The organism is Microcoleus sp. Aus8_D2 (genome assembly GCF_036702665.1).
Taxonomy (GTDB): Bacteria; Cyanobacteriota; Cyanobacteriia; order Cyanobacteriales; family Microcoleaceae; genus Microcoleus.
This window is the reverse complement of sequence record NZ_JAUBUN010000010.1, coordinates 1-20,064: the sequence shown is the minus strand read 5'-3', so window position 1 is coordinate 20,064 and position 20,064 is coordinate 1. Positions and strand designations below refer to the sequence as shown.

Sequence of the window (20,064 nt, the reverse complement as noted above, 5' to 3'; positions counted from 1 at the left end):
CGACCTCGAAGCAATGGATTTGGATTTTGAAGAGCAGCTAACTGATGAACAAGCAGCCCAAGTTGGCGGTGGACTTATGGCCACCACTATGCGTGTGGGTGAAGAAGGTGGCGGGATTGTGTGTATCTCTGCTCCATGTCCGGGAAGTGAAACAGGAGAACATCCTCCCAAACCTATGCCCATTGACCCTCCGATGACCACTATGGCTCTAGGTGAAGAGGGTGGAGGCCCTTACACTAAGGCTTGGTTTGAATGTGGAGGAGGCCCCATTTATTAATAATCTCATTAGTGCTGACACTTTTAGAGATTTTGCCCAAGTCCTGAACTATTCAGAGCGTTTCTGTGATGGGACTTTCCAAGCTAGAGCCTCATTTGATGCTTTTTTGCTCTTCAAAAAAGTTGCAACACTCTCCTAACAAGTGCTGCCACTTTTCATATTTATCACTTACACAAAAAACCGGGTTTATTGTAAAAATATCATCTCCATAAATTACCAAGAAGGTTTGTAGTGAGGACTTTAGTCCTCAGATGAGGACTAAAGTCCTCACGATCAAACGAATTTTATTCGTCGATTGACCACATATTGAATTCTCAGGTTGGCCATGAACATTTTAATTTTGGGCGATGCTTCAGATGCTCATGCTGCTCATATCAAGAATGCTCTCACCCAAGCCGGTGCAGTAGTAGATTATTTGGATACCAGCTTGTTTCCGAAACAGTTACGCCTGTCTTGGCGCCCTGACACCCAGCTAGGATGCTTGACGCTACCGTCCGGTCGTCGCTTGAATCTCGAAGATATTCACAGTGTATTTTGGCGCAATTTCTCGGGTGTTTCCGTTCCACCTGTAAAAGATTTTAACCAACAGCAGGTCGCATTTAATGATTCAATGAGTACAGTGCGATCGCTAATGCAAGCTGGTCGCACTCGCTGGATCAATTCCTGGCCGGCATACCAATTTCACAAAGAAAAACCCCTACAACTGAGTAAGGCCAAACAAATAGGTGTGACGATTCCTGCAACTTTAATCAGTAACGATGCAGAGGAAGTTAGGGAATTTGTCAAAGCTCACCAAAAAGTAATTTTCAAGCCTGTTTATGGTGGTGCTCATACCAAGTTGGTGACAGAGGCGCATTTAGAACTTAATCGGCTGAACATGGCTTTGAGTATTTCTCCCGTCACAATCCAAGAGTATATTCCTGGGACAAACATTCGCAGTTATGTGATTGGTGAATCAGTGTATACTGCCGAAATTCGGAGTCCGGCGTTGGACTTTCGGGAAGATTTGGAGGCCGAGCTAATTCCGATAGATTTGCCAGAAGCAGTTCACAAACAATGTTTGGCAATATCAAAGGCATTTATGCTAGACTGGACTGCGATTGATTGGCGTGTCAAGCCAACGGGTGAGTATGTATTTTTAGAAGCAAATCCTAGTCCGATGTTTATACATTTTGAGCGTCAGACTGGTTTTCCTATTACACAAGAATTGGTCAAGCTCTTAATGTATTAAGTGGCCTTAAGAGGCGATCGCAATTTTGCCAATCATCCCCGCCTCTGTATGTCCGGCTACGGTACAGCGCAGGTTGTAGGTTCCCGATTTGACCGGCACGAACACCCATTCGGCTACAGCCCCAGGTTTAAGTTCCAGTTCGTGAATACCTCCTTTAATTTCCACATTACCAGCTTCAACTTTTTGAGTCCAACTGGCATCAGCAAAGTTTTTAGCAGTAAAATAATGTTTCTGCGAACTGGGATTTTTCAGCACTAATTTATAGCGTTTTCCCGATTCAAATTCTAGCAGATTGGGAAAAAACTTAAGTTCTCCAGTTTCGTTACCCAAACTAACAGTAATTTCTGTGACTGGTTGGCGAGACAAATCTCCAGCATTGGCAATTGTCGCCGGCATCAAGATTGTGCCGAAACATAAAATTAGCCCCAAAATCACCTTCAGAGTTTGTTGTAACCGCTGGCTGCGGTAGAATTTGCATAATTGCAAACCGAGTAAATTCATCATGGCTGTTCTGCTAATGTTAACTGATCTCGTCTCCGAGGGAACCGTAACAAAATTGGTTCGTAGTGAGGACTTTAGTCCTCTGAATTATGCACACTAAAGTCCTCACTACAAACTGTAACAAAATTGGTTCGTAGTGAGGACTTTAGTCCTCTGAATTATGCGGACTAAAGTCCTCACTACAAACTGTTTTTGTTACTGGTAATTTACGGGGCATAAGATGAGTGCTGACTAATGACTGCTGACTAATAACTTAATTCGATCGCCAAACTTCATCCCAGGGCCCGCCCCCAACTTCCAAACCGGCCAAAGAACTTTGAGCCTCTAAGATAATTTTAGAACGCTGCTTGCCATTTTTTTCAACATTTCCCCCCAACAATTCTCGCAGTTGCAAGCGCAATTCGCCGTGCGTCGTATCCCGGCAGCAAAAAGCCAGCCCCTTTGCTGTAGGAGTTCGGACATAGGTACCAGCACTGTTTGTAGTACCAATTAACTCAACTTCAAACTGACTGTTTCTCGCCCGCATTTTCCAGCTTCCCCAAGGTTCAATATGCCAAGTAACTTGGGAATTCCAAGGCACAAATTCTACGAATTTGCCTCGGTAATGGAGGCCAATCATTGCCACCGATTCCATCCACCACAGCACGCCACGCCTGCCGCCACCAGCAGTTAAAGCTAAATCGCTTTCGCCTTGAAAACAATTGCAATTAATCCAAAACCACTTTTGCGGAAAAGCACCGCCCCAGTTTTTTTCGCTGTAAGCTGGAGCATCTTTAAATTCGTAGCGTTCGCCGTTCCAATCGATCCAGCCCGTGGCTAAACCGTGAGCCATTAAAATTTGCCATCCCGGCTCAAATACGGGCAGAAAAGATAGCATTCCCGCCGTGGATTTCTGAAGTTCGTCAGAGTTTCCCCAACCGTAAACAGGTTGAATTTCGTACTGCCAAAAACAGTGGCTGCCGCTTCCTGGATCGTGCAGATAACCTTGATTAAAAGTAGCAGTAGCTTGATAGCCTTCTTCGACGCGGCTGTCGAATATTGGCGGTTCTAAATATTCTGGTTGAATTTGTAAGTCTGTTTTGCCCCAATGTCCTAAACCTAAGGTGTCTCGGTGCGCCCAAAACTTATTTACATCGGGGAAGGTGCGGCACAAATAGCTATCTTTTGGGCCGAGAATTTGGGCGGCACCGCCGCTGTAAGGTTGACCGCCTCTGGGGTCTTCGATGGAATACATGAAGGCAAAGGATTGTCCGTGAATTGGTAATGTTATTCGGTAGTACCAGCCTTCAAAAAAGCGCCGGGAACTGCTGTCCCAGTGGTAGCCGCTGTGGGGAGTTTCAATGGTTTTGATTTTTGAGGGTGAATTTGACATAAAATTACTAATATAAGAAAGGAGATTTATTGGTCATTAGTCATACCATGTCCGGTCAATTACCTAAAATAAAAAATGTTTGTAGTGAGGACTTTAGTCCTCAGATGGATGCGGACTAAAGTCCTCACTACAAACCAATCTGATTGTGGTTATCCGAGCGGACATGATATTAGTGGTCATTAGGGATAAGAAACAAGCAGGAGCAGTGAATTACCGATTACCGATTGCCAATTACCAATATAATAGGATATTAATTATGTCTTTAGCACTTTGGCGAGCTCCCTTAGCGCGATCGCTCCACCGCAACCGCAGTCTTGCTTATGCCCGCTACTTGCAACTAGCAACGGTTCGTCCTGACGGGCGTCCTGCCAACCGCACTGTGGTGTTTCGAGGCTTTTTGGAAAACACCAACCAGTTAAAGTTTATTACAGATATTCGCAGTCAAAAGGCAGAGGAAATTAATCTCTATCCTTGGGGGGAGATTTGCTGGTATTTCCCTAAAACTCGCGAACAATTTCGGATTGCTGGAAAGCTAGTTTTGGTAGGGGCAGATTGTCCAGATTCAGAGTTGTGCTCGTCGCGCCGCACAGCTTGGCAGGAGCTTTCTGAGGGGGCGCGGGTGCAGTTTGCTTGGCCCCAGCCGGGGGAAGACAAGGCAGAGGCTACTGCTTTTGATTGTGATTCCCCAGATGCGATCGAGCCACTGCCTAATTTTTGCTTGCTGCTGTTGGAACCGGAAACGGTGGATTTTTTGGAGTTGCGGGGGGAACCGCAGAACCGATCGCTTTACGGGCGCGACGGAGATGGCAATTGGTTTGTGCGATCGGTCAATCCGTGAAAAATTAAAAATTAAAAACAGAGAGTGGTATTTTAAATTTTAAATTTTAAATTAATACCACTTTTACAAAAAAATGTAACTGTAACTGTCAGTCAGTCTCCCAAACTCTTATGTAGTAAGTGATTAGACTTGAATTACCTATTTTTTTGATTTATAAATTAACCGCCGATTCCAGGCAGATAAACACAGAGCGACGCAGATAGTTTCCTGATGGGAGAGTGAGTGAATGAATGCAATTCAATTCAATTATCGATTCTTTAATCGAAAATCTTCAATGCTCCAATGCAAAAATGGTATCAGATGCCGGTGCCGTCGAAAAATTCTTGAATTGCTTTATCTTTTAACTGACAAGTGGTAGCAACAGCTAATTGGGTTTTTTCAGCTACAGCTACATGACTGCTTTGATTGAAAGTTGGGAATGCTGAATGGGAATTGGGAACAGAAGTTAAGGAGGCAGATGGTTGACTCTGCAAAGTTTTTATTTGCTGTTCGAGGGACTCGATACGATCGACTAAAGAGCGAATTACCGCAGCTTCCGAATCCGGCAAACTGCCGTGTTCTAGGGGATTGACGCGCACTCCCGATCGATAAACAATGCGGCCGGGAATCCCTACAACGGTACAGTCAGATGGTACGTCGCGCAGGACGACGGAACCGGCGCCGATGCGAACGTTGTTGCCAATTAGCAGGTTGCCGAGTACCTTGGCGCCGGCACCGACAACTACATTTTCGCCGACGGTAGGGTGACGTTTGCCGCTTTCTTTGCCTGTGCCGCCGAGGGTGACGCCTTGGTAAATTAGGGCAAAATCGCCGACGATCGCTGTTTCGCCGATTACAACCCCCATACCGTGGTCGATGAAGACGCTTTTGCCGATCGTTGCCCCGGGGTGAATTTCAATGCCGGTCAAAAAGCGAGCAATGTGGGAAATTAAGCGGGGAATGAAGGGAAGGCCCAGTACGTAAAGCCAGTGTGCGAGGCGGTGCAGCACTAGGGCCTGAAGACCTGGGTAACAAAACAACACTTCCAGCCAGTTGCGAGCGGCAGGGTCGCGATCGAAAATTATACTGAAGTCAGCTCTAAGAGTCTTTAGCACTTTCGGAGTTACCAATTTTGGTTAAACACGGCACTTTAGATCTTACATTTTACTCGACGGGGGAAGTTAGCGGCGGATCGGTCGATCGGGGGAGTGGGAGATTGGGGGAGTGGGAGATGGGGAGATGGGCGGAGAATTTGAGGATATTCGATCGTCCCCATCCCACAGTGCCACTGCGTTCTATTCTTGTACTGCGATCGTATAGTTAGACTTGACTCCGGGTTCGAGAGTGCCGACCCAAATCTTGTAAGAGCCTGCTTGCCAGTCTGAATCAACTATGCCACCATCTTTATTCTGACCTGCATTGTCTCCGCAGCGCACCGTGCGATCGGGGCCTTGTACGAGTAAGGTGGTGTCCTTCCCTCGGCTGTTGAGTTGGATTGTGAGTTGGGAAAAGTTTTGCTGCAAGAGTATGATGTGGTCGGGAGTTGGGGTGGCAAAACCTAAACATTTGTTTTTGTGGCGATCGGCGTTGGCAATGGCAGATAGAGAGTACGATCCGCCTGTGGAACCTCTCAAAACTGCTGTTGGGTACCCAAAACCTCGCGATAAAGTTAATGTGCCGAAATTGGTTGTTTCTGCTAAAACTGGTAGGGCGGCGATCGCGCCGATCGCAGCCAAGAGCGCACCGTTTTTGAAATGGGATCGCGGATTAAACAACATGGCAATACTCCTCTGTCACAACTTAAAATCACAACTCAGAATTTACCCATCGCAGCCCCATGAATTTGAATTTCTGGAGGAAGAATAATTTTTAAATTAGTTCAAAACCTTCAGGCTTCTGTTCCTTATTTCTATCAGGACAACACCTGTGCGATCGCCCTTGCTCGTGCCACTCCGAGTTCTGCCACACGCCCGAGACTCATATCCGAAATTCTACGGTGTCAAGATGCTCAATTTGATAATGCTGGCTTTGCTGTTGGCGATCGGTTCCCTATTGACACAGGTTTTGGTATTGTTGCCTATGGGTCTATCCGGCTGGCTCCACCTACCTAATTGGCTGAGCCTGACCTTGATTTTGCTGGCTATTTCTTGGTGTTTGGGCGATTAGCTAGCAGCGATAGGTCATCAGTTATTAGTTATTAGTCAAAAGCCCACGATCAATCATTCCGCTTTGCCCAACGGTCAATGGCTGACGGACGAAGCTTGCAGCTATTGGATCGCCCGCGGTTTGATGCTATATACTGCACAATTGAGAATCAGGTATCTAAAATCTAGAATTTAACATCTACCTATAGTAGTAATGATGCAACGAGAAATTTCTGCGCTTTCTGGATTTCGCTCGAATGACAAAACCCTAGGGGAAACTCATAAGAAACAGTCGCGTCCGATACACCGGGCGATCGTGTTAATGCTAGTAGCAACCGGTTTGCTGGGCCTGCACGCTAGCCGGCTGGTGGAATTGCAACTGGTACAAGGCAAGCAAAACCGGGAACGAGCCGAAAACAATCGCGTTCGCCTAGTGCCAATGCCGGCGAATCGCGGACACATTGTCGATCGCAAAGGCAAGCTGCTAGCGGCAAACAATTTAGCTCGCTCGGTATATGTATGGCCGAAAGAACAAACGCCGGAAGAGTGGAAAGTAACAGCAGAAAAGTTGAGTCCGCTGCTGAAAATCCCGGCCAAAGAAATTTTACAAAAAATCAAACAGGTCGATCCTCTATCCTACAGACCGGTGCGCCTCAAGCAAGCGATGCCACCAGATGTGTTTGTGCCGCTAGCAGAACAGGTGGGACAAATGCGGGGAGTGGAAGTGCGGCCAGAAGCGAGTCGGTACTATCCCGAAGGCAGTGTGGCGGCTCACGTTCTCGGGTATATTGGCGAAGCTACCGCAGAAGATTTGAAGGCTCACCCGGAATATCCGATGGGGATGATTGTCGGTCAGATGGGCGTAGAAGCGAGTTCTAATCAGGAGATTGCGGGAGTTTGGGGCGATCGGCTCATCGAGGTAAATGCCCAAAATCAAGAATTGCGGCTGATGGGAGAGACACCCCCCAAACCGGGTGAGGCGGTGAAGCTAACCATAGACTTGTCCATGCAAAAAGCAGCCGAAACAGCCCTGGGGAACCGGCGGGGAGCAGTAGTGGCGCTGGATGTGAAAACCGGCGGGGTATTAGTTCTGGCTAGCCACCCGACTTTTGACCCCAATCTGTTTACGCGAAAAATCACTAAGGATGAGTGGGCAACTCTTCAAGACTTGGAAAATCCATTTTTGAATCGGGCCATGCAAGGCTATCCCCCCGGCAGCACTTTTAAAATTGTGACTTCCGTAGCCGGCATGGAGTCGGGCAAGTTTTCGGCAGACTCAATTGTGGGTACTTCGTCTTACATTACTGTGGGGGGAATTGATTTTAACGAACACAGCGGCGGTTACGGGAACATCGGCTTTCGGGATGCCTTGGCTTTCAGCAGCAATACGTTTTTTTATCAAATCGGGATGAGTGCGGGGCCGGAGGAAATTGCTAAGTGGGGACACCGCTTGGGCATTGGCAAGGATACGGATTTGAAGCTTTTGGGCCTAGGCGGCGGCGATCACGGTCAAATGCCGACTCCGGCGGAAAAGGAAAAAATCTACAAAGAACCTTGGTATGCTGGCGATACGGTAACGATGTCGATCGGTCAGGGGTTCGTGTTGGTTACTCCTTTGGAGGCGGCGGTGATGGTAAGTTCGATCGCCAATGGTGGTAATCGCGTCAAGCCGCATCTTTTGACTTCTCTGACTGGCAAGCCTGAGACGAAACCGGTGCCTACGGGGATGAAACCTTCGACAGTTAACGTGATTAAGGAGGGACTCGTGGCAGTAGTTACCGACGGTACGGGACAGGGGCTCAATGACGGTTCAATTCCACTGACGGCGGGCAAAACAGGGACTTCGGAGGTGATCGGACAGAAGGATCACTCGCTGTATGTGGCATTCGGGCCTGCTGACAAGCCGGAAATTGCGATCGCCGTGGTTGTGGAAAATGGCGGTTTTGGTTCTATGGCCGCGGCCCCGATCGCCAAAGAGGTGTTTCAAGCTTATTTTGGGACACCGAAAAAGCCTGTCAACCCTGAGTAGTCCTAGGTTTGATCGTTCGGACTTTAGTCCTCTAAATTTTAAGAGGAAGGACTAAAGTCCTCACTACGAACCTTTACAGATTGCGGGTACACGGAATTGGATTGATGACTAATTGAGCCGCATAAATATTGTGGCTTTGCGAATTCCTGTTATTTCTCCCGTACTGGTGACAGTGAGCGATCGCAAGTGGTCGAAAAATGGTCTCGCCGAAAGTTCAATTAACCTCAACAGCGGGATTTGTTTTTCCCAAATTGCTCTGCTGGAGGGCCAGTCTAAATAAAAATAGCCGTCGTTAGCTGGCGGTAGCGGTTCGATGCTGGTTTGAAAGTCTTGATTTGCGACTAAAGAGCCTGTTTCGGCTGCTTTGAGCGCTGCATCCATTGCTTCTACGGAAGTGGTGAAAATTTCGTATTTGCCGACAGTAGCTCGAACTCCTTTTACCTCGGTTTCGAGCGCACTTTTTCTATTATTTTCATTACCATAATTCGGACTCGTTGTCAACTGCGTCCAAGCAGTAATTTTTTGGTTTCTGAGAGTGAAGCTGCCGATACTGTATTCTTTGCTGCGGGCAATTTCATCGAGTTTGTCGATCGCCTGTTGGGAATCTGCTGATTTCTCAGCGGCAAAAATCCAGTCGGGAGTGTTTGACGAACTCGGAACCACTGCTAAAGCGTATTCTCCTTGTACCCAGTTAAATATATCCTGCGGCAAATTGACGCCCCAATTTTGCTGAAGATCTGCGATCGCGCGAGCGGCTAATTTTGACACTTCTGGGTTAGCTGACACCGCCGATGACAAATCAGCCCAAAAATTCCTTAAATCGCTGCTGGCGACGGCAAAAGGGCTGTCTGAGGGAATGTATTGCAAGGCTTTGACTGGTTCCGACAGTGTTGGAGAAGCTGTGTTCGATCGCGATGTGACTAAAGCAGTTTGAGCCAGCAATCCGCGGCGGTTGACTCCGACAGCAACTGCGAGGGAATTAGGGGAAACTGGGGGATTTTGCTCGGTTGCTGGCTGCGGGAGATTGACAAATCCTAAAGCTATTCTGCCTTGAGTTAGCTGCTGCAAAGCTTTTTGATAGTTAGGACTATTGTTGAGATTTAGGTTGGCTGCTTCCAGATTATTAATTGCATCTCGCAGCACGTTCGGACTGTTGGCAAATAAAACAAAACTGTTATTTACTGAATCGGAACTGCTACGAATTTCCGCCGTCGCGAAGCTGGGTGGCAAAGCTGAATTCGGCAGAGAAAGCGGGTTGAAAGGCGAAAACGAATTCTTTTTTGGGTTGGTTGTTGGTGATTCTTTATAATATATTTTGATACCTTTATATAGTTCCGACTGCACAGTTTTCTCCAGGCGAGATTGTTTTTGCCAGTAGGAGGTAAGAAATTTTTGGCTGCGATCGCCATTTTGGGAGGAAACAGCCAGCAGAAACCCGGTTTGTTTGCCGTTGCTGCGATCGCGATCGAAATCTGGATTAGTTGCGGCGAGGGTAATTTCGTCACCTATCCAAGGTTGGATATCGCGACTGTAATCCAGGCCAGTATTGGCGAGGAGGCTTTTTTTGATTTGCTCGAATTCAGCGTGCGATCGGCTTCTTTCTTCAGGAGAGGCAAAGATTTGTCGCAATGCTTCGAGGCGATCGGGATTTACCAGCATTGAAACTAACACAGGTGATTGTTTCGAGACAAACACAGCCGCAGCCGGAGTAGTTGTCGGGCCGCCCGCGAGCAAATTCAGGGGAGTTTTGGTTGACAGCCAGTAAAAACCGCCTGCACTCAAGGCTAAGAGTGCCAAGACGCCAGCAATAAGGAAAGAAAAGAACGAGCGCAGCTTCATACAACAAGGACTAACGATCGCAGTTTATGATTGATAGGACTTACGCAAGCGTTGTCAGAAACCGGGTTTTTCGCGATCGTCCTTCGTCGCAGCCCGCAAATGAGGTAAAAACCCGGTTTCTAGGAATCCGAAAGGCGCAAGTCCTGCTTAACCACAGTAGCGCATGACCGTAGCTATTGACATCTCCAAAATTTAGAGGCGGTATCTGTGATAATCCGCCCCAATATTGACAGGCAATTTCCCGTCAGTTTATTTTGTTTCTAAGTCGATGATTGTGCCAATCTAGCCGTCAGTTCTTCCAGCGATAATTGAGGCAATTCTGCCAACAGCGATGATAAATCTTCCGGAGACAATGCCAGCAGATTAGGGATGATGCTAGCCGAGATTTCTGCTAACCTATCCGACTGAGGAAAATATTTTTTCAAAATACTTTCTGCCAGCAATTTTTGCACTTGTTGGTGTTCGTATTGTCCCGCAGGCAGAGTAGATAATTGCACTAGCAGCACAGTAAATTCGGCAACAGGTAAAGCCGATATCGGGAGGAGCAATGTGAGAGTTCGCGGGTCTAACTCCCCAAATCTGACTTGCAAAAAACTCTCCAAAATCATCCGCTGGCCTTCTTCCTGACCTTGTTGTTTTGCAGCTTCTAAATGTTGTTGAAAAAGAGGTGCGATCGCCATAACTAACTCCTGATCTTCATCATCCCCTGCGGGAATAGGTGGTGTATTCGCTTGCAAATTTGCCTGCAAGATGTACAATAATTGTAGCGCGTTAGTTCGGAGCGGATTATCCACAGGCAATGCACTTAATTCTGCGATCGCCTGCTGCTGTACCCGCCCGCGGCCCAACATCCGCAACCACATAGTCTCCGGACTTCTCGGTAGCTGGTGAATGGCGATTAGTCCGACTCTCCAAACCTCAGTTAAAAAATAAACTCCTTTCCCCCAGCCCTCTGACTCTTCGGGAACCAGAAAACCAAAACTGTCCAGTAAAAGTTCCGAAGCAGTGGGAGTTAAAATCCACAACCTCGGCAATTGTCTTTCTTCTAAACGCTGGTCTTCTCGATTAGTCTGCCGCCCCAGTTTTGCCCTGCTATTTAATAGTTTTACCACACAACTGAAGATTCCCTCAGTATTAACCGGATTGCGAAACGGCTCAATCACAGCTACAGTTGCAGCCATCTGACCTAATAAACCTAAACTGTGGACGTATTCGGCATCAAAAGAAGTTGGTTGAAACCAGACATCAATTTCTCTGACTTCAGCGGTGACATCTTTGCTCGTTTCTACTTCTCCCAGAGGCGACAATAACTCTTGAAGGTATTCTTTAGCAAACTGGTCGTGGGGGAACTTAGTCATAAAGTCAATGTTTTGCACTCCATGCTATTTTAGCAACAAAAAAAGTAATAAATACAAATTCCAATAAAATGTTAACAATATCAACGCCACCCGAACAAAGAGTTTTACTGCCGAATATCAGTTGGAAATTATATGAAAACCTGCTCGTGGAACTGGGAAACAAACGTTCCACCAGAATTGCTTATCATCAAGGTCAATTAGAAATTATGGTGCCGCTACCGGAACATGAAAATCGCAACAGACTGATCGATCGCCTAATTGTCACTCTCATCGAAGAACTCAATCTTGAGTACAACCCTTTTGGCTCGATGACTATTAAGAAACGTAAAAAATCAGCAGGAAAAGAACCAGATTCATGCTATTATATCCAGAATGAAGCACTGGTCAGAGGGAGAACAAAATTGGACTTTGCTCAAGATCCGCCGCCCGATTTAGGACTGGAAATTGATATTACCAGCAGTTCCTTAAATCAATTCGATTTATATGCAGATTTAGGCGTGCCGGAAATCTGGGGCTACGACGGACGAAGCATCAAGTTTTATCGATTGCAAAATGGCGAATATGCGGAGTGCAATTTTTCCCTGGCTTTCCCAATTTTGCCGACTGCAAAAGTTGACGAATTTATCGATCGCACTCAAACGACAGGCGCAACCGCAGCAGTGCGAGAATTCCGGGAATGGGTGAGGAATCAATAATTGTGCAGCTTACCACGGCAAGCCTCGCGCATCGGAAAAATCGGCATCGAGAACCGCCCCCGGATCGAATACAGCACCAGTCAAATCAGCTTTTCTAAACGACGTTACCGACAATTTTTCGATTTCTTCAACTGCGATAAAAAAGCCGATCGCAGTTAACCCCAGAATTACCCCAGAAACCAAAAATAAAACAATTCCCCTCAGAGTATCCCCGCCCAAAAATGTCACAATACCGTTAGCCCCGATCGCAGCAGCAGCCCCAGCCACAGCCCCAGCCACAATTCCCGCCTCGCCCCGAGTCGCAGCAATCGCCGTCGCAGCAGTTCCCGCCACAGCCACAGCCCCCGCATCCACCCCGCCAATCAGTCCAATCAAAGCCCCAGCAGCCGTCACTATCACCGCTGTTACGCCAGCCCTAGCAATCAATTGTTTTACTCGGCGGCGGCTTTGTCCGGTTCTGACGCCCTGAAAATTTGCCCCCCTCAAAATCGCCCCGGTGAAATTGCAGCCTCGAATGTCGCAACCGCTGAAGTTCGCCCCTGATAAGTCTAGCCCTTTAAATGAACGGTTGCGCAAGTTTTGGTTGGCAAAATTGAGATTTTGAGGTTGAGTCATAAGGAATCGGGAATAGGGAATAGGGAATAGGGAATAGGGAATAGGGAAGGAAGAACCGCGAAGACGCGAAGGACACGAAGGAAGAGGTTCGAGGTTCGAGGTTCGAGGGAATCTTCGACAAGGGTTTGAGGAATTAAAAACATTTTAACCGTCGGGCGCGGTTGCTATAGCAGAAAACAAGATATATGTCAATTATTATCGGATATTTGGTAAGTTCTCAATTTGCCTGTATAATCGATCGCGTCCTAGGAGTTAACCGGAGCGACCAAAAACTCGTACTACCTTTGACCTGAAGTTGACAACAATCCAGCCCCCTCAATTCCTAATCAAACTTAAAATCTGAACGCTGTTATCAACAAAATCCTCCTCCTACAAATTAGCATTAACAGGACTAACCCACGGGCAGTCAGAAACCGGGTTTTTGGAGAAAATACTTCCCTCCCACCCTCAGATTCCATAAAAAACCCGGTTTCTTGGATCTTGATGCTTAATTCCCGATCAAAAAAATCCCTAATCGGGATGTAAAATCTACCTACAAAACATCGCAATTATTATGTCAAACCTCCCATTTTCTCCCGAACAAATTGCCGCCGAAAGACTCAAACCCGAAGAATACGAAGAAATAGTTCAGCGCCTCGGCCGCCATCCCAATAAGGCTGAATTGGGAATGTTCGGCGTGATGTGGAGCGAACACTGCTGCTACAAAAATTCGCGGCCGCTATTAAAACAGTTTCCCACAGAGGGATCTCGCATTCTGGTCGGCCCTGGAGAAAATGCTGGTGTCGTAGACTTGGGAGATGGCTTACAACTTGCTTTCAAAATTGAATCCCACAATCACCCGTCAGCAGTGGAACCTTTCCAAGGCGCAGCAACTGGTGTCGGTGGGATTCTCCGCGATATCTTTACAATGGGTGCTCGCCCGATCGCACTTTTGAATTCCCTGCGTTTTGGCAATTTAGATGATAGCAAAACTCAGAGATTGTTCAAAGGTGTAGTTTCGGGAATTAGTCACTACGGCAATTGTATCGGCGTACCCACAGTTGGCGGCGAAGTTTATTTCGATCCTGCTTATTCCGAAAACCCGCTAGTTAATGTCATGGCTTTGGGTTTAATGGAAACTCAAGAAATTGTTAAATCTGGCGCCTCGGGAATCGGAAATCCGGTGCTTTATGTCGGTTCAACTACTGGCAGAGATGGCATGGGAGGAGCGAGTTTTGCTAGTGCAGAATTGACTGACAAATCGATGGACGATCGCCCAGCCGTTCAAGTAGGAGATCCGTTTTTAGAGAAGTCTCTAATTGAAGCTTGTTTGGAAGCATTCAAAACTGGTGCAGTCGTCGCAGCCCAAGATATGGGCGCGGCCGGGATTACCTGTTCGACATCGGAAATGGCAGCCAAAGGTGGTGTCGGGATTGAATTTGATTTAGATAAAGTTCCGGTTCGAGAAAGCGGTATGGTTCCCTACGAATACCTGCTTTCGGAATCCCAAGAACGGATGCTATTCGTGGCACATAAAGGACGGGAACAGGAATTAATTGATATTTTTCACCGCTGGGGATTGCACGCTGTAGTTGCGGGGACAGTGATCGCAGAGCCGATCGTCCGAATTCTGTTTAAAGGCGAAATTGCTGCCGAAATTACCGCGACAGCTTTGGCAGATAACACGCCAATTTATCACCGCGAATTGTTGACAGAAGCGCCAGAATATGCTAAAAAAGCCTGGGAATGGACGGCGGATAAGTTGCCGGAATGCACCGCAGCGGGTATCGAAGTTCAAGGTAATTTCCAAACTTGGAATCAGATTTTGCTGACCCTTTTAGATACTCCCACCATCGCTTCTAAACGCTGGGTTTATCGCCAATACGACCATCAAGTGCAGAACAATACTGTGCTTTTACCAGGCGGTGCGGATGCTGCTGTTGTCAGATTGCGATCGCCAGAAACTTCCATTATTAAGGATAAGTCCTCAACGGTCGCTGCTGTCTCCGAAGCTCAAGAAATAGTAGAAGCAGATGCAGCTATTCCCTTATTTTCCAAGGGACAAGGTAGAAAAACTCCCGAAATTTCTCCCCCCCTTGCTAAGGGGGGGCCGGGGGGGGTTATTCCCGCAGTTGCTGCAACGGTTGACTGCAATTCTCGTTATGTTTATCTCGACCCTTATGAAGGTGCAAAAGCGGTAGTTGCGGAAGCGGCGAGAAATTTGAGTTGTGTTGGTGCTGAACCTCTTGCTGTTACTGATAATCTCAATTTTGGCAGTCCGGAAAAGCCTGTGGGATATTGGCAGTTAGCGTCGGCTTGTCGCGGGATTGCTGATGCTTGTCGCGAGTTGGGAACTCCGGTGACTGGCGGTAATGTTTCTCTTTACAATGAAACGGTTGATGCTGAGGGAAATCCCCAACCAATTTATCCGACTCCGGTAATCGGAATGGTGGGTTTGATTCCGGATTTGACGAAGATTTGCGGCCAAGCTTGGCAAAAAGAAGGGGATTTAATTTATCTGTTGGGAATTGGCGGATCGTCGGAAAATTCTGATGTGCAAACTTCTCCGACTTTGGGCGGTTCGGAATATTTGGCCGCCGTTCACGGTACGATCGCGGGTAAGCCTCCAATTATCGATTTTGAGTTAGAAAGACAAGTGCAAAAAGCTTGTCGGGATGGCATTCGCAGCGGTTGGGTACGCTCTGCTCACGATTGCGCCGAGGGAGGAATTGCGATCGCCCTAGCGGAATCCTGCATTTCTGCTAAACTGGGTGCCGCAATCCACCTGTACCCAAACCAGCAGTCTCAGCGTTCGGATGAATTATTGTTTGGCGAAATGGGTAACTGCATTTTAGTTTCGGTAAGTCCGGCTAACGAGGCTGCTTGGACATCCTACTTGCAGGATAATTTGGCCGCCAAGTGGCAGAAAATTGGCTTAGTTGGGAGTACCGAATCATCTTTGCGGGTTTTTACTACCGATAATCTGCCGTTAATCGAGGTTAATATCACAGAGCTGGGCGATCGATACTACAATGCCATTGAACGCCGCATCGCTTCTGTCTGAAATCCTCCACCAGTTGCCACGGATACCAGCCCTCCAACTTTACAGTAGTTGAGAGATCGAAATTTTAGACCAAAGTTTAATCCCCAGATCGAGGCGAGTAAATCTAAAATCTAAAATCTAAAATAGGAGGCCTGATTCGTGGCAATATTAAGAAAATGTTAAGTTATGCGACATCTTCCCGAACAGAACCCACCGGTGAACTTGTCCCGCTCACATACCATCCCTAATTACGAGCCAACCCATCTATGATTCCCAACCATTCCTTCGAGGCTGACGAGCATTCTAGCAAACCCGACAAGCCCGAGGAAGCTTGTGGCGTTTTTGGTATCTACGCACCGGGTGAAGATGTCGCCAAGTTGACCTACTTCGGTTTGTATGCGTTGCAGCACCGGGGTCAGGAATCAGCCGGAATTGCCACCTTTGAGGGTGAAACAGTCCACCTACATAAGGATATGGGACTGGTTTCACAAGTCTTCAACGAATCGAGTTTAGGTCACTTACCCGGTAACTTAGCCGTAGGCCACACTCGCTACTCTACTACGGGTTCGTCGCGGGTTGTCAACGCTCAACCTGTGGTCGTTCCAACCCGTTTGGGAAGTCTTGCACTAGCACATAACGGAAATCTTGTCAATACTAAAGAATTGCGGGAAGAGTTGCTGTCTCGCAATTGCGAGTTTGTCAGTACGACGGATTCAGAGGCGATCGCAGTGGCGATCGGTTGGGAAGTAGACCAGGGGAAAGATTGGTTAGAAGCTGCGATCAGTGCCTTTGGTATGTGCCAAGGAGCCTTTAGTTTGACGATCGCCACCCCAAAAGGTGTTATGGGAGTCCGCGACCCCCACGGCGTCCGCCCGCTGGTAATTGGCACTCTCCCCACAACTCCGGTACGATACGTTTTAGCATCGGAAACTTGCGGATTAGATATTATCGGGGCAGAATTTTTGCGGGATGTAGAACCGGGGGAATTGGTTTGGATTACAGAAGAAGGTATGGCTTCCTTCCACTGGAGCCAGCAGCAAAAACGCAAACTTTGCATCTTTGAAATGATCTATTTTGCTCGACCAGACAGCATTATGGAAGGTGAAAATTTATATACCTACCGACTGCGACTCGGGCGGAGGTTGGCAGTCGAATCTCCGATTGATGCTGATATCGTCATCGGTGTTCCCGATTCTGGAATCCCAGCGGCGATCGGCTTTTCTCAAGCTTCCGGCATTCCTTACGCCGAAGGATTGATTAAAAATCGCTACGTCGGACGCACTTTTATTCAACCGACTCAGACAATGCGCGAGTCAGGAATCCGCATGAAACTCAACCCTCTCAAAGATGTGTTGGAAGGAAAGCGGGTAATTATTATCGACGATTCCATCGTCCGCGGGACTACCAGCCGCAAAATTGTCAAAGCCTTGCGGGATGCGGGCGCAACCGAAGTTCACATGAGAATTTCTTCGCCCCCGGTGACTCATCCTTGTTTTTACGGTATCGATACCGACAATCAAGATCAGTTGATTGCTGCTACCAAGTCCGTCGCCGAAATCGGCGCTCAAATTGGAACCGATTCCTTGGCTTTCTTGAGCCGGGAAGGAATGCTGAGCGCGACTAACGAAGACACGAAAAGTTTTTGTTCGGCGTGTTTCACCGGCGATTATCCGATCGAGATTCCGGCAATGGTAAAACGGGCGAAGCTCTTATTAGAAAAGGCTACCACCTAGAAAATACCACAGCATCGCGCGATCGACAGGAGCGTCGATTTTAGATTTTAGACTTCGACTTCGCTCAGTCGAACGATTTTAGATTTTAGATTTAGTCTTCAGATGAATCTGGGAGATTGAACTTGAGTCTAAAATTTCGATCTGTCTGCGACGATTGTCGGGCGCTTGTCTTTGTTTTTTTGGTTGGTCAGTTTTCGCGATTTAAGGATTTTCAAATTTTTCTGGTAAGTCATTGCCAGAGTGTGTGTAGAAATGTTAAATTAACGAGAGCTCTAGCAAATCTTGCAGAATTTGTGAACTGTAGCGAGCGATCGGTTGGGTAGAACTCAATACGCTTGGGTTAAGATAGATCCCCCCTAACCCCCCTTCCCAAGGGGGGGACAAGAATCTTATCAAAGTCCCCCTTCTTAAGGGGGATTTAGGGGGATCTCCGGGCAATAAACAGTGTTAACCCAAGTATATTGGGGTATAACTTGCGTGAAACCCAAGAATCCGATTGGAGGTTTGGGATTCGAGAAAAATCTCAAATCTCAAATCTCAAATCTCAAATAGATCGCCTCAACCTACAAATTAGTTGACAATTTCTGCTCGAAATGCTGTATGCTACCTGCGAACTGGAGATATTTCCTCCAGAAATGCGATCTCAAATTGAAGTCGCATTTCGCACCAACAACGGGTACAAGAGATTTTTTTAGATAACAGGGTCGATCGCACAAATTTTTGCCACATAAGTATTCCCCAAGCTCAGTTGCTTGAGAATTGCGGGCGGGCTATTCATGCGAACTAAATAACTTTAGAAACCCTTGCAAAGTAAGAATATGGCTCCTCGCGGGCAAAAGATTACCTCACCCGCACAGGGATACAAGCCCTCGACTTGTGTCACGAGCAGCCAAAAAATTTAGATATTTAGTTTAAGCCGCAGATTCATCTCTGCAATAAATCTAAAATCTAAAATCGTTCGACTGAGCGAAGTCGAAGTCTAAAATCTAAAATCGATTGACTGTTAAAAGGCGGAATGCGGTTTCTCAAGTCAGCTTAAATCGGAAACTTCGTGCAATCAAACACTGTTATCAATCCGCCGAGCGATAAAGGCTCATCCTCTCGTACAAAAGAGTTACCTTTTACTCTTGCTGATGTCAAAGCAGCCATTCCAGCCCATTGTTTTGAACCCTCGGCTTGGAGATCTCTAGCTTATTTCTTTTTGGATCTGGGGATTATCGCAGGTTTATATGCGATCGCCTACAGCCTCGATTCCTGGTTATTTTACCCAATTTTTTGGTTGATGCAGGGAACCATGTTTTGGGCATTGTTTGTAGTCGGGCACGACTGCGGGCACGGTTCATTTTCTAAGAGCAAATGGCTCAACAACCTGATCGGACACCTCTCTCACGCACCAATTCTCGTACCATTCCACGGTTGGCGGATCAGCCACAGAACCCACCACGCCAATACAGGTAGCTTGGATAACGATGAAAGCTGGTATCCCGTGTCGGAGAGCAAATACAATCAAATGCCCTGGTACGAGAAGCTGGGACGCTTTTATTTGATGTTATTTGCCTATCCAATTTACCTGTTTCGGCGATCGCCCGATCGGGTAGGTTCTCACTTCATGCCCGGTAGCCCGATTTTCCGTCCTTCCGAAAAAGCGGACGTATTGACGAGTTCCGCATCCTTGGTATTGATGGTAGCCTTTTTAGGCGCGTTAACCTATCAATTTGGTTGGCTGTTTTTACTGAAGTTCTACCTAGTTCCCTACGTAATCTTCGTAATGTGGCTGGATTTGGTAACATTCCTGCACCACACAGAAGCCGATATTCCCTGGTATCGCGGAGATGACTGGTATTTCCTCAAAGGTGCGCTATCTACGATCGATCGCGATTATGGAATCATCAACTCGATCCATCACGATATCGGTACTCACGTCGCCCACCACATTTTCTCGACAATGCCGCACTATCACTTGAAGGAAGCCACAGAAGCCATCAAGCCATTGTTGGGTGATTATTATCGCAAATCAACCGATCCAATTTGGAAGAGCTTTATTCGCTCTTACTGGGATTGTCACTTTGTTTCCGATACAGGTTCTGGAGTTTACTACGAATCGCCTAACTCTCGGAAATCTGCTGAAGTTAAGTAACTTCTAATCAACAATAGAATACCTAAAAACCCGGCTTCTTAAAGAAGCCGGGGTTTTCATTTTTGGGCGCGCTAAAATTTAATATGTCCCGTAAAATAACCGAAATCTGGTTCGTAGTGAGGACTTTAGTCCTCATAAAAAGCTAGAGGACTAAAGTCCTCACTACGAACCAAATTGATTGCGGTTCGTAGTGAGGACTTTAGTCCTCTGGAAAAGAAGGACTAAAGTCCTCACTACGAACCAAATTGATTGCGGTTCGTAGTGAGGACTTTAGTCCTCTGGAAAAGAAGGACT

16 protein-coding genes are annotated in these 20,064 nt (G+C 47.0%); 9 read left to right on the top strand and 7 right to left on the bottom strand.

The genetic code is table 11. The features are described from left to right. On the top strand, positions 1-277 hold a 277-nt coding region (locus QUB64_RS10270), incomplete at its 5' end, for a hypothetical protein (protein WP_333394046.1). Between the two features lie 325 nt (positions 278-602). Further along, positions 603-1,508: an ATP-grasp domain-containing protein gene (locus QUB64_RS10265; RefSeq protein WP_333265566.1), complete on the top strand. Its 906-nt coding sequence runs from the start codon at positions 603-605 to the stop codon at positions 1,506-1,508. Positions 1,509-1,514: 6 nt separating this feature from the next. Here the strand turns inward: QUB64_RS10265 and QUB64_RS10260 are convergent, their stop codons facing one another. Both QUB64_RS10260 and QUB64_RS10255 read right to left on the bottom strand, forming a co-directional pair. Then, positions 1,515-2,012: a biphenyl 2,3-dioxygenase gene (locus tag QUB64_RS10260; RefSeq protein ID WP_333265568.1), complete on the bottom strand. Its 498-nt coding sequence runs from the start codon at positions 2,010-2,012 to the stop codon at positions 1,515-1,517. Positions 2,013-2,262: 250 nt separating this feature from the next. Then, positions 2,263-3,381 carry a tocopherol cyclase family protein gene (locus QUB64_RS10255; RefSeq protein ID WP_333265570.1) on the bottom strand — a complete coding sequence of 373 codons (1,119 nt, stop codon included), beginning with the start codon at positions 3,379-3,381 and terminating at the stop codon, positions 2,263-2,265. A 256-nt stretch (positions 3,382-3,637) separates the two neighbouring features. Between QUB64_RS10255 and QUB64_RS10250 the strand changes: the two genes are divergently transcribed. Beyond that, complete coding sequence (locus tag QUB64_RS10250; RefSeq protein WP_333265573.1) at positions 3,638-4,219, top strand: Npun_F5749 family FMN-dependent PPOX-type flavoprotein; 582 nt, start codon at positions 3,638-3,640, stop codon at positions 4,217-4,219. Positions 4,220-4,515: 296 nt separating this feature from the next. Here QUB64_RS10250 and cysE read toward each other — a convergent pair whose 3' ends face one another. Together cysE and QUB64_RS10240 are read right to left on the bottom strand one after the other, a co-directional pair. Then, positions 4,516-5,313: a serine O-acetyltransferase gene (gene cysE, locus QUB64_RS10245; protein WP_333265575.1), complete on the bottom strand. Its 798-nt coding sequence runs from the start codon at positions 5,311-5,313 to the stop codon at positions 4,516-4,518. Between the two features lie 180 nt (positions 5,314-5,493). Then, entirely contained in the window at positions 5,494-5,976 is a 483-nt protein-coding gene (locus QUB64_RS10240) for a hypothetical protein (protein ID WP_333265577.1), read from the bottom strand. Between the two features lie 226 nt (positions 5,977-6,202). On the opposite strand from QUB64_RS10240, the gene QUB64_RS10235 reads away from it, so the two are divergent. Together QUB64_RS10235 and mrdA are read left to right on the top strand one after the other, a co-directional pair. Next, entirely contained in the window at positions 6,203-6,364 is a 162-nt protein-coding gene (locus QUB64_RS10235; protein WP_333265579.1) for a hypothetical protein, read from the top strand. A gap of 195 nt (positions 6,365-6,559) precedes the next feature. Further along, a complete protein-coding gene (mrdA, locus tag QUB64_RS10230) occupies positions 6,560-8,371 on the top strand; it encodes a penicillin-binding protein 2 (protein ID WP_442921646.1) in 1,812 nt (603 codons plus the stop codon). A gap of 108 nt (positions 8,372-8,479) precedes the next feature. Here mrdA and QUB64_RS10225 read toward each other — a convergent pair whose 3' ends face one another. Next, the gene (locus QUB64_RS10225; protein WP_333265584.1) at positions 8,480-10,210 is read right to left on the bottom strand and encodes a DUF3352 domain-containing protein; all 1,731 of its coding nucleotides are present in this window, start codon (positions 10,208-10,210) and stop codon (positions 8,480-8,482) included. A 260-nt stretch (positions 10,211-10,470) separates the two neighbouring features. Next, positions 10,471-11,568 carry a flagellar assembly protein H gene (locus QUB64_RS10220; protein ID WP_333265586.1) on the bottom strand — a complete coding sequence of 366 codons (1,098 nt, stop codon included), beginning with the start codon at positions 11,566-11,568 and terminating at the stop codon, positions 10,471-10,473. A gap of 68 nt (positions 11,569-11,636) precedes the next feature. On the opposite strand from QUB64_RS10220, the gene QUB64_RS10215 reads away from it, so the two are divergent. Then, on the top strand, positions 11,637-12,263 hold the full coding sequence (locus QUB64_RS10215) for a Uma2 family endonuclease (RefSeq protein WP_333265588.1): 627 nt from the start codon (positions 11,637-11,639) through the stop codon (positions 12,261-12,263). 9 nt (positions 12,264-12,272) lie between these two features. On the opposite strand, the gene QUB64_RS10210 is transcribed toward QUB64_RS10215, so the two are convergent. Beyond that, the gene (locus tag QUB64_RS10210) at positions 12,273-12,878 is read right to left on the bottom strand and encodes a pentapeptide repeat-containing protein (RefSeq protein WP_333265590.1); all 606 of its coding nucleotides are present in this window, start codon (positions 12,876-12,878) and stop codon (positions 12,273-12,275) included. Positions 12,879-13,431: 553 nt separating this feature from the next. Here QUB64_RS10210 and purL point away from each other — a divergent pair. The 3 genes from purL (at position 13,432) to QUB64_RS10195 (ending at position 19,770) form a co-directional block, all read left to right on the top strand. Then, positions 13,432-15,921 carry a phosphoribosylformylglycinamidine synthase subunit PurL gene (gene purL / locus QUB64_RS10205; RefSeq protein ID WP_333265592.1) on the top strand — a complete coding sequence of 830 codons (2,490 nt, stop codon included), beginning with the start codon at positions 13,432-13,434 and terminating at the stop codon, positions 15,919-15,921. 245 nt (positions 15,922-16,166) lie between these two features. Next, positions 16,167-17,633, top strand: a complete 1,467-nt coding sequence (purF, locus tag QUB64_RS10200; protein WP_333265594.1) for an amidophosphoribosyltransferase — start codon at positions 16,167-16,169, stop codon at positions 17,631-17,633. A gap of 1,051 nt (positions 17,634-18,684) precedes the next feature. Next, on the top strand, positions 18,685-19,770 hold the full coding sequence (locus QUB64_RS10195; protein WP_333265596.1) for a DUF3474 domain-containing protein: 1,086 nt from the start codon (positions 18,685-18,687) through the stop codon (positions 19,768-19,770). Positions 19,771-20,064: the final 294 nt, after the last annotated feature.

Bases quoted from the DNA above. Each gene is read 5' to 3' on its own strand.
- QUB64_RS10265 (WP_333265566.1), top strand. From the start codon at position 603: ATGAACATTTTAATTTTGGGCGATGCTTCAGATGCTCATGCTGCTCAT.
- QUB64_RS10260 (WP_333265568.1), bottom strand. From the start codon at position 2,012: ATGATGAATTTACTCGGTTTGCAATTATGCAAATTCTACCGCAGCCAG.
- QUB64_RS10255 (WP_333265570.1), bottom strand. From the start codon at position 3,381: ATGTCAAATTCACCCTCAAAAATCAAAACCATTGAAACTCCCCACAGC.
- QUB64_RS10250 (WP_333265573.1), top strand. From the start codon at position 3,638: ATGTCTTTAGCACTTTGGCGAGCTCCCTTAGCGCGATCGCTCCACCGC.
- QUB64_RS10240 (WP_333265577.1), bottom strand. From the start codon at position 5,976: ATGTTGTTTAATCCGCGATCCCATTTCAAAAACGGTGCGCTCTTGGCT.
- QUB64_RS10235 (WP_333265579.1), top strand. From the start codon at position 6,203: ATGCTCAATTTGATAATGCTGGCTTTGCTGTTGGCGATCGGTTCCCTA.
- mrdA (WP_442921646.1), top strand. From the start codon at position 6,560: ATGCAACGAGAAATTTCTGCGCTTTCTGGATTTCGCTCGAATGACAAA.
- QUB64_RS10225 (WP_333265584.1), bottom strand. From the start codon at position 10,210: ATGAAGCTGCGCTCGTTCTTTTCTTTCCTTATTGCTGGCGTCTTGGCA.
- QUB64_RS10220 (WP_333265586.1), bottom strand. From the start codon at position 11,568: ATGACTAAGTTCCCCCACGACCAGTTTGCTAAAGAATACCTTCAAGAG.
- QUB64_RS10215 (WP_333265588.1), top strand. From the start codon at position 11,637: ATGTTAACAATATCAACGCCACCCGAACAAAGAGTTTTACTGCCGAAT.
- QUB64_RS10210 (WP_333265590.1), bottom strand. From the start codon at position 12,878: ATGACTCAACCTCAAAATCTCAATTTTGCCAACCAAAACTTGCGCAAC.
- purL (WP_333265592.1), top strand. From the start codon at position 13,432: ATGTCAAACCTCCCATTTTCTCCCGAACAAATTGCCGCCGAAAGACTC.
- purF (WP_333265594.1), top strand. From the start codon at position 16,167: ATGATTCCCAACCATTCCTTCGAGGCTGACGAGCATTCTAGCAAACCC.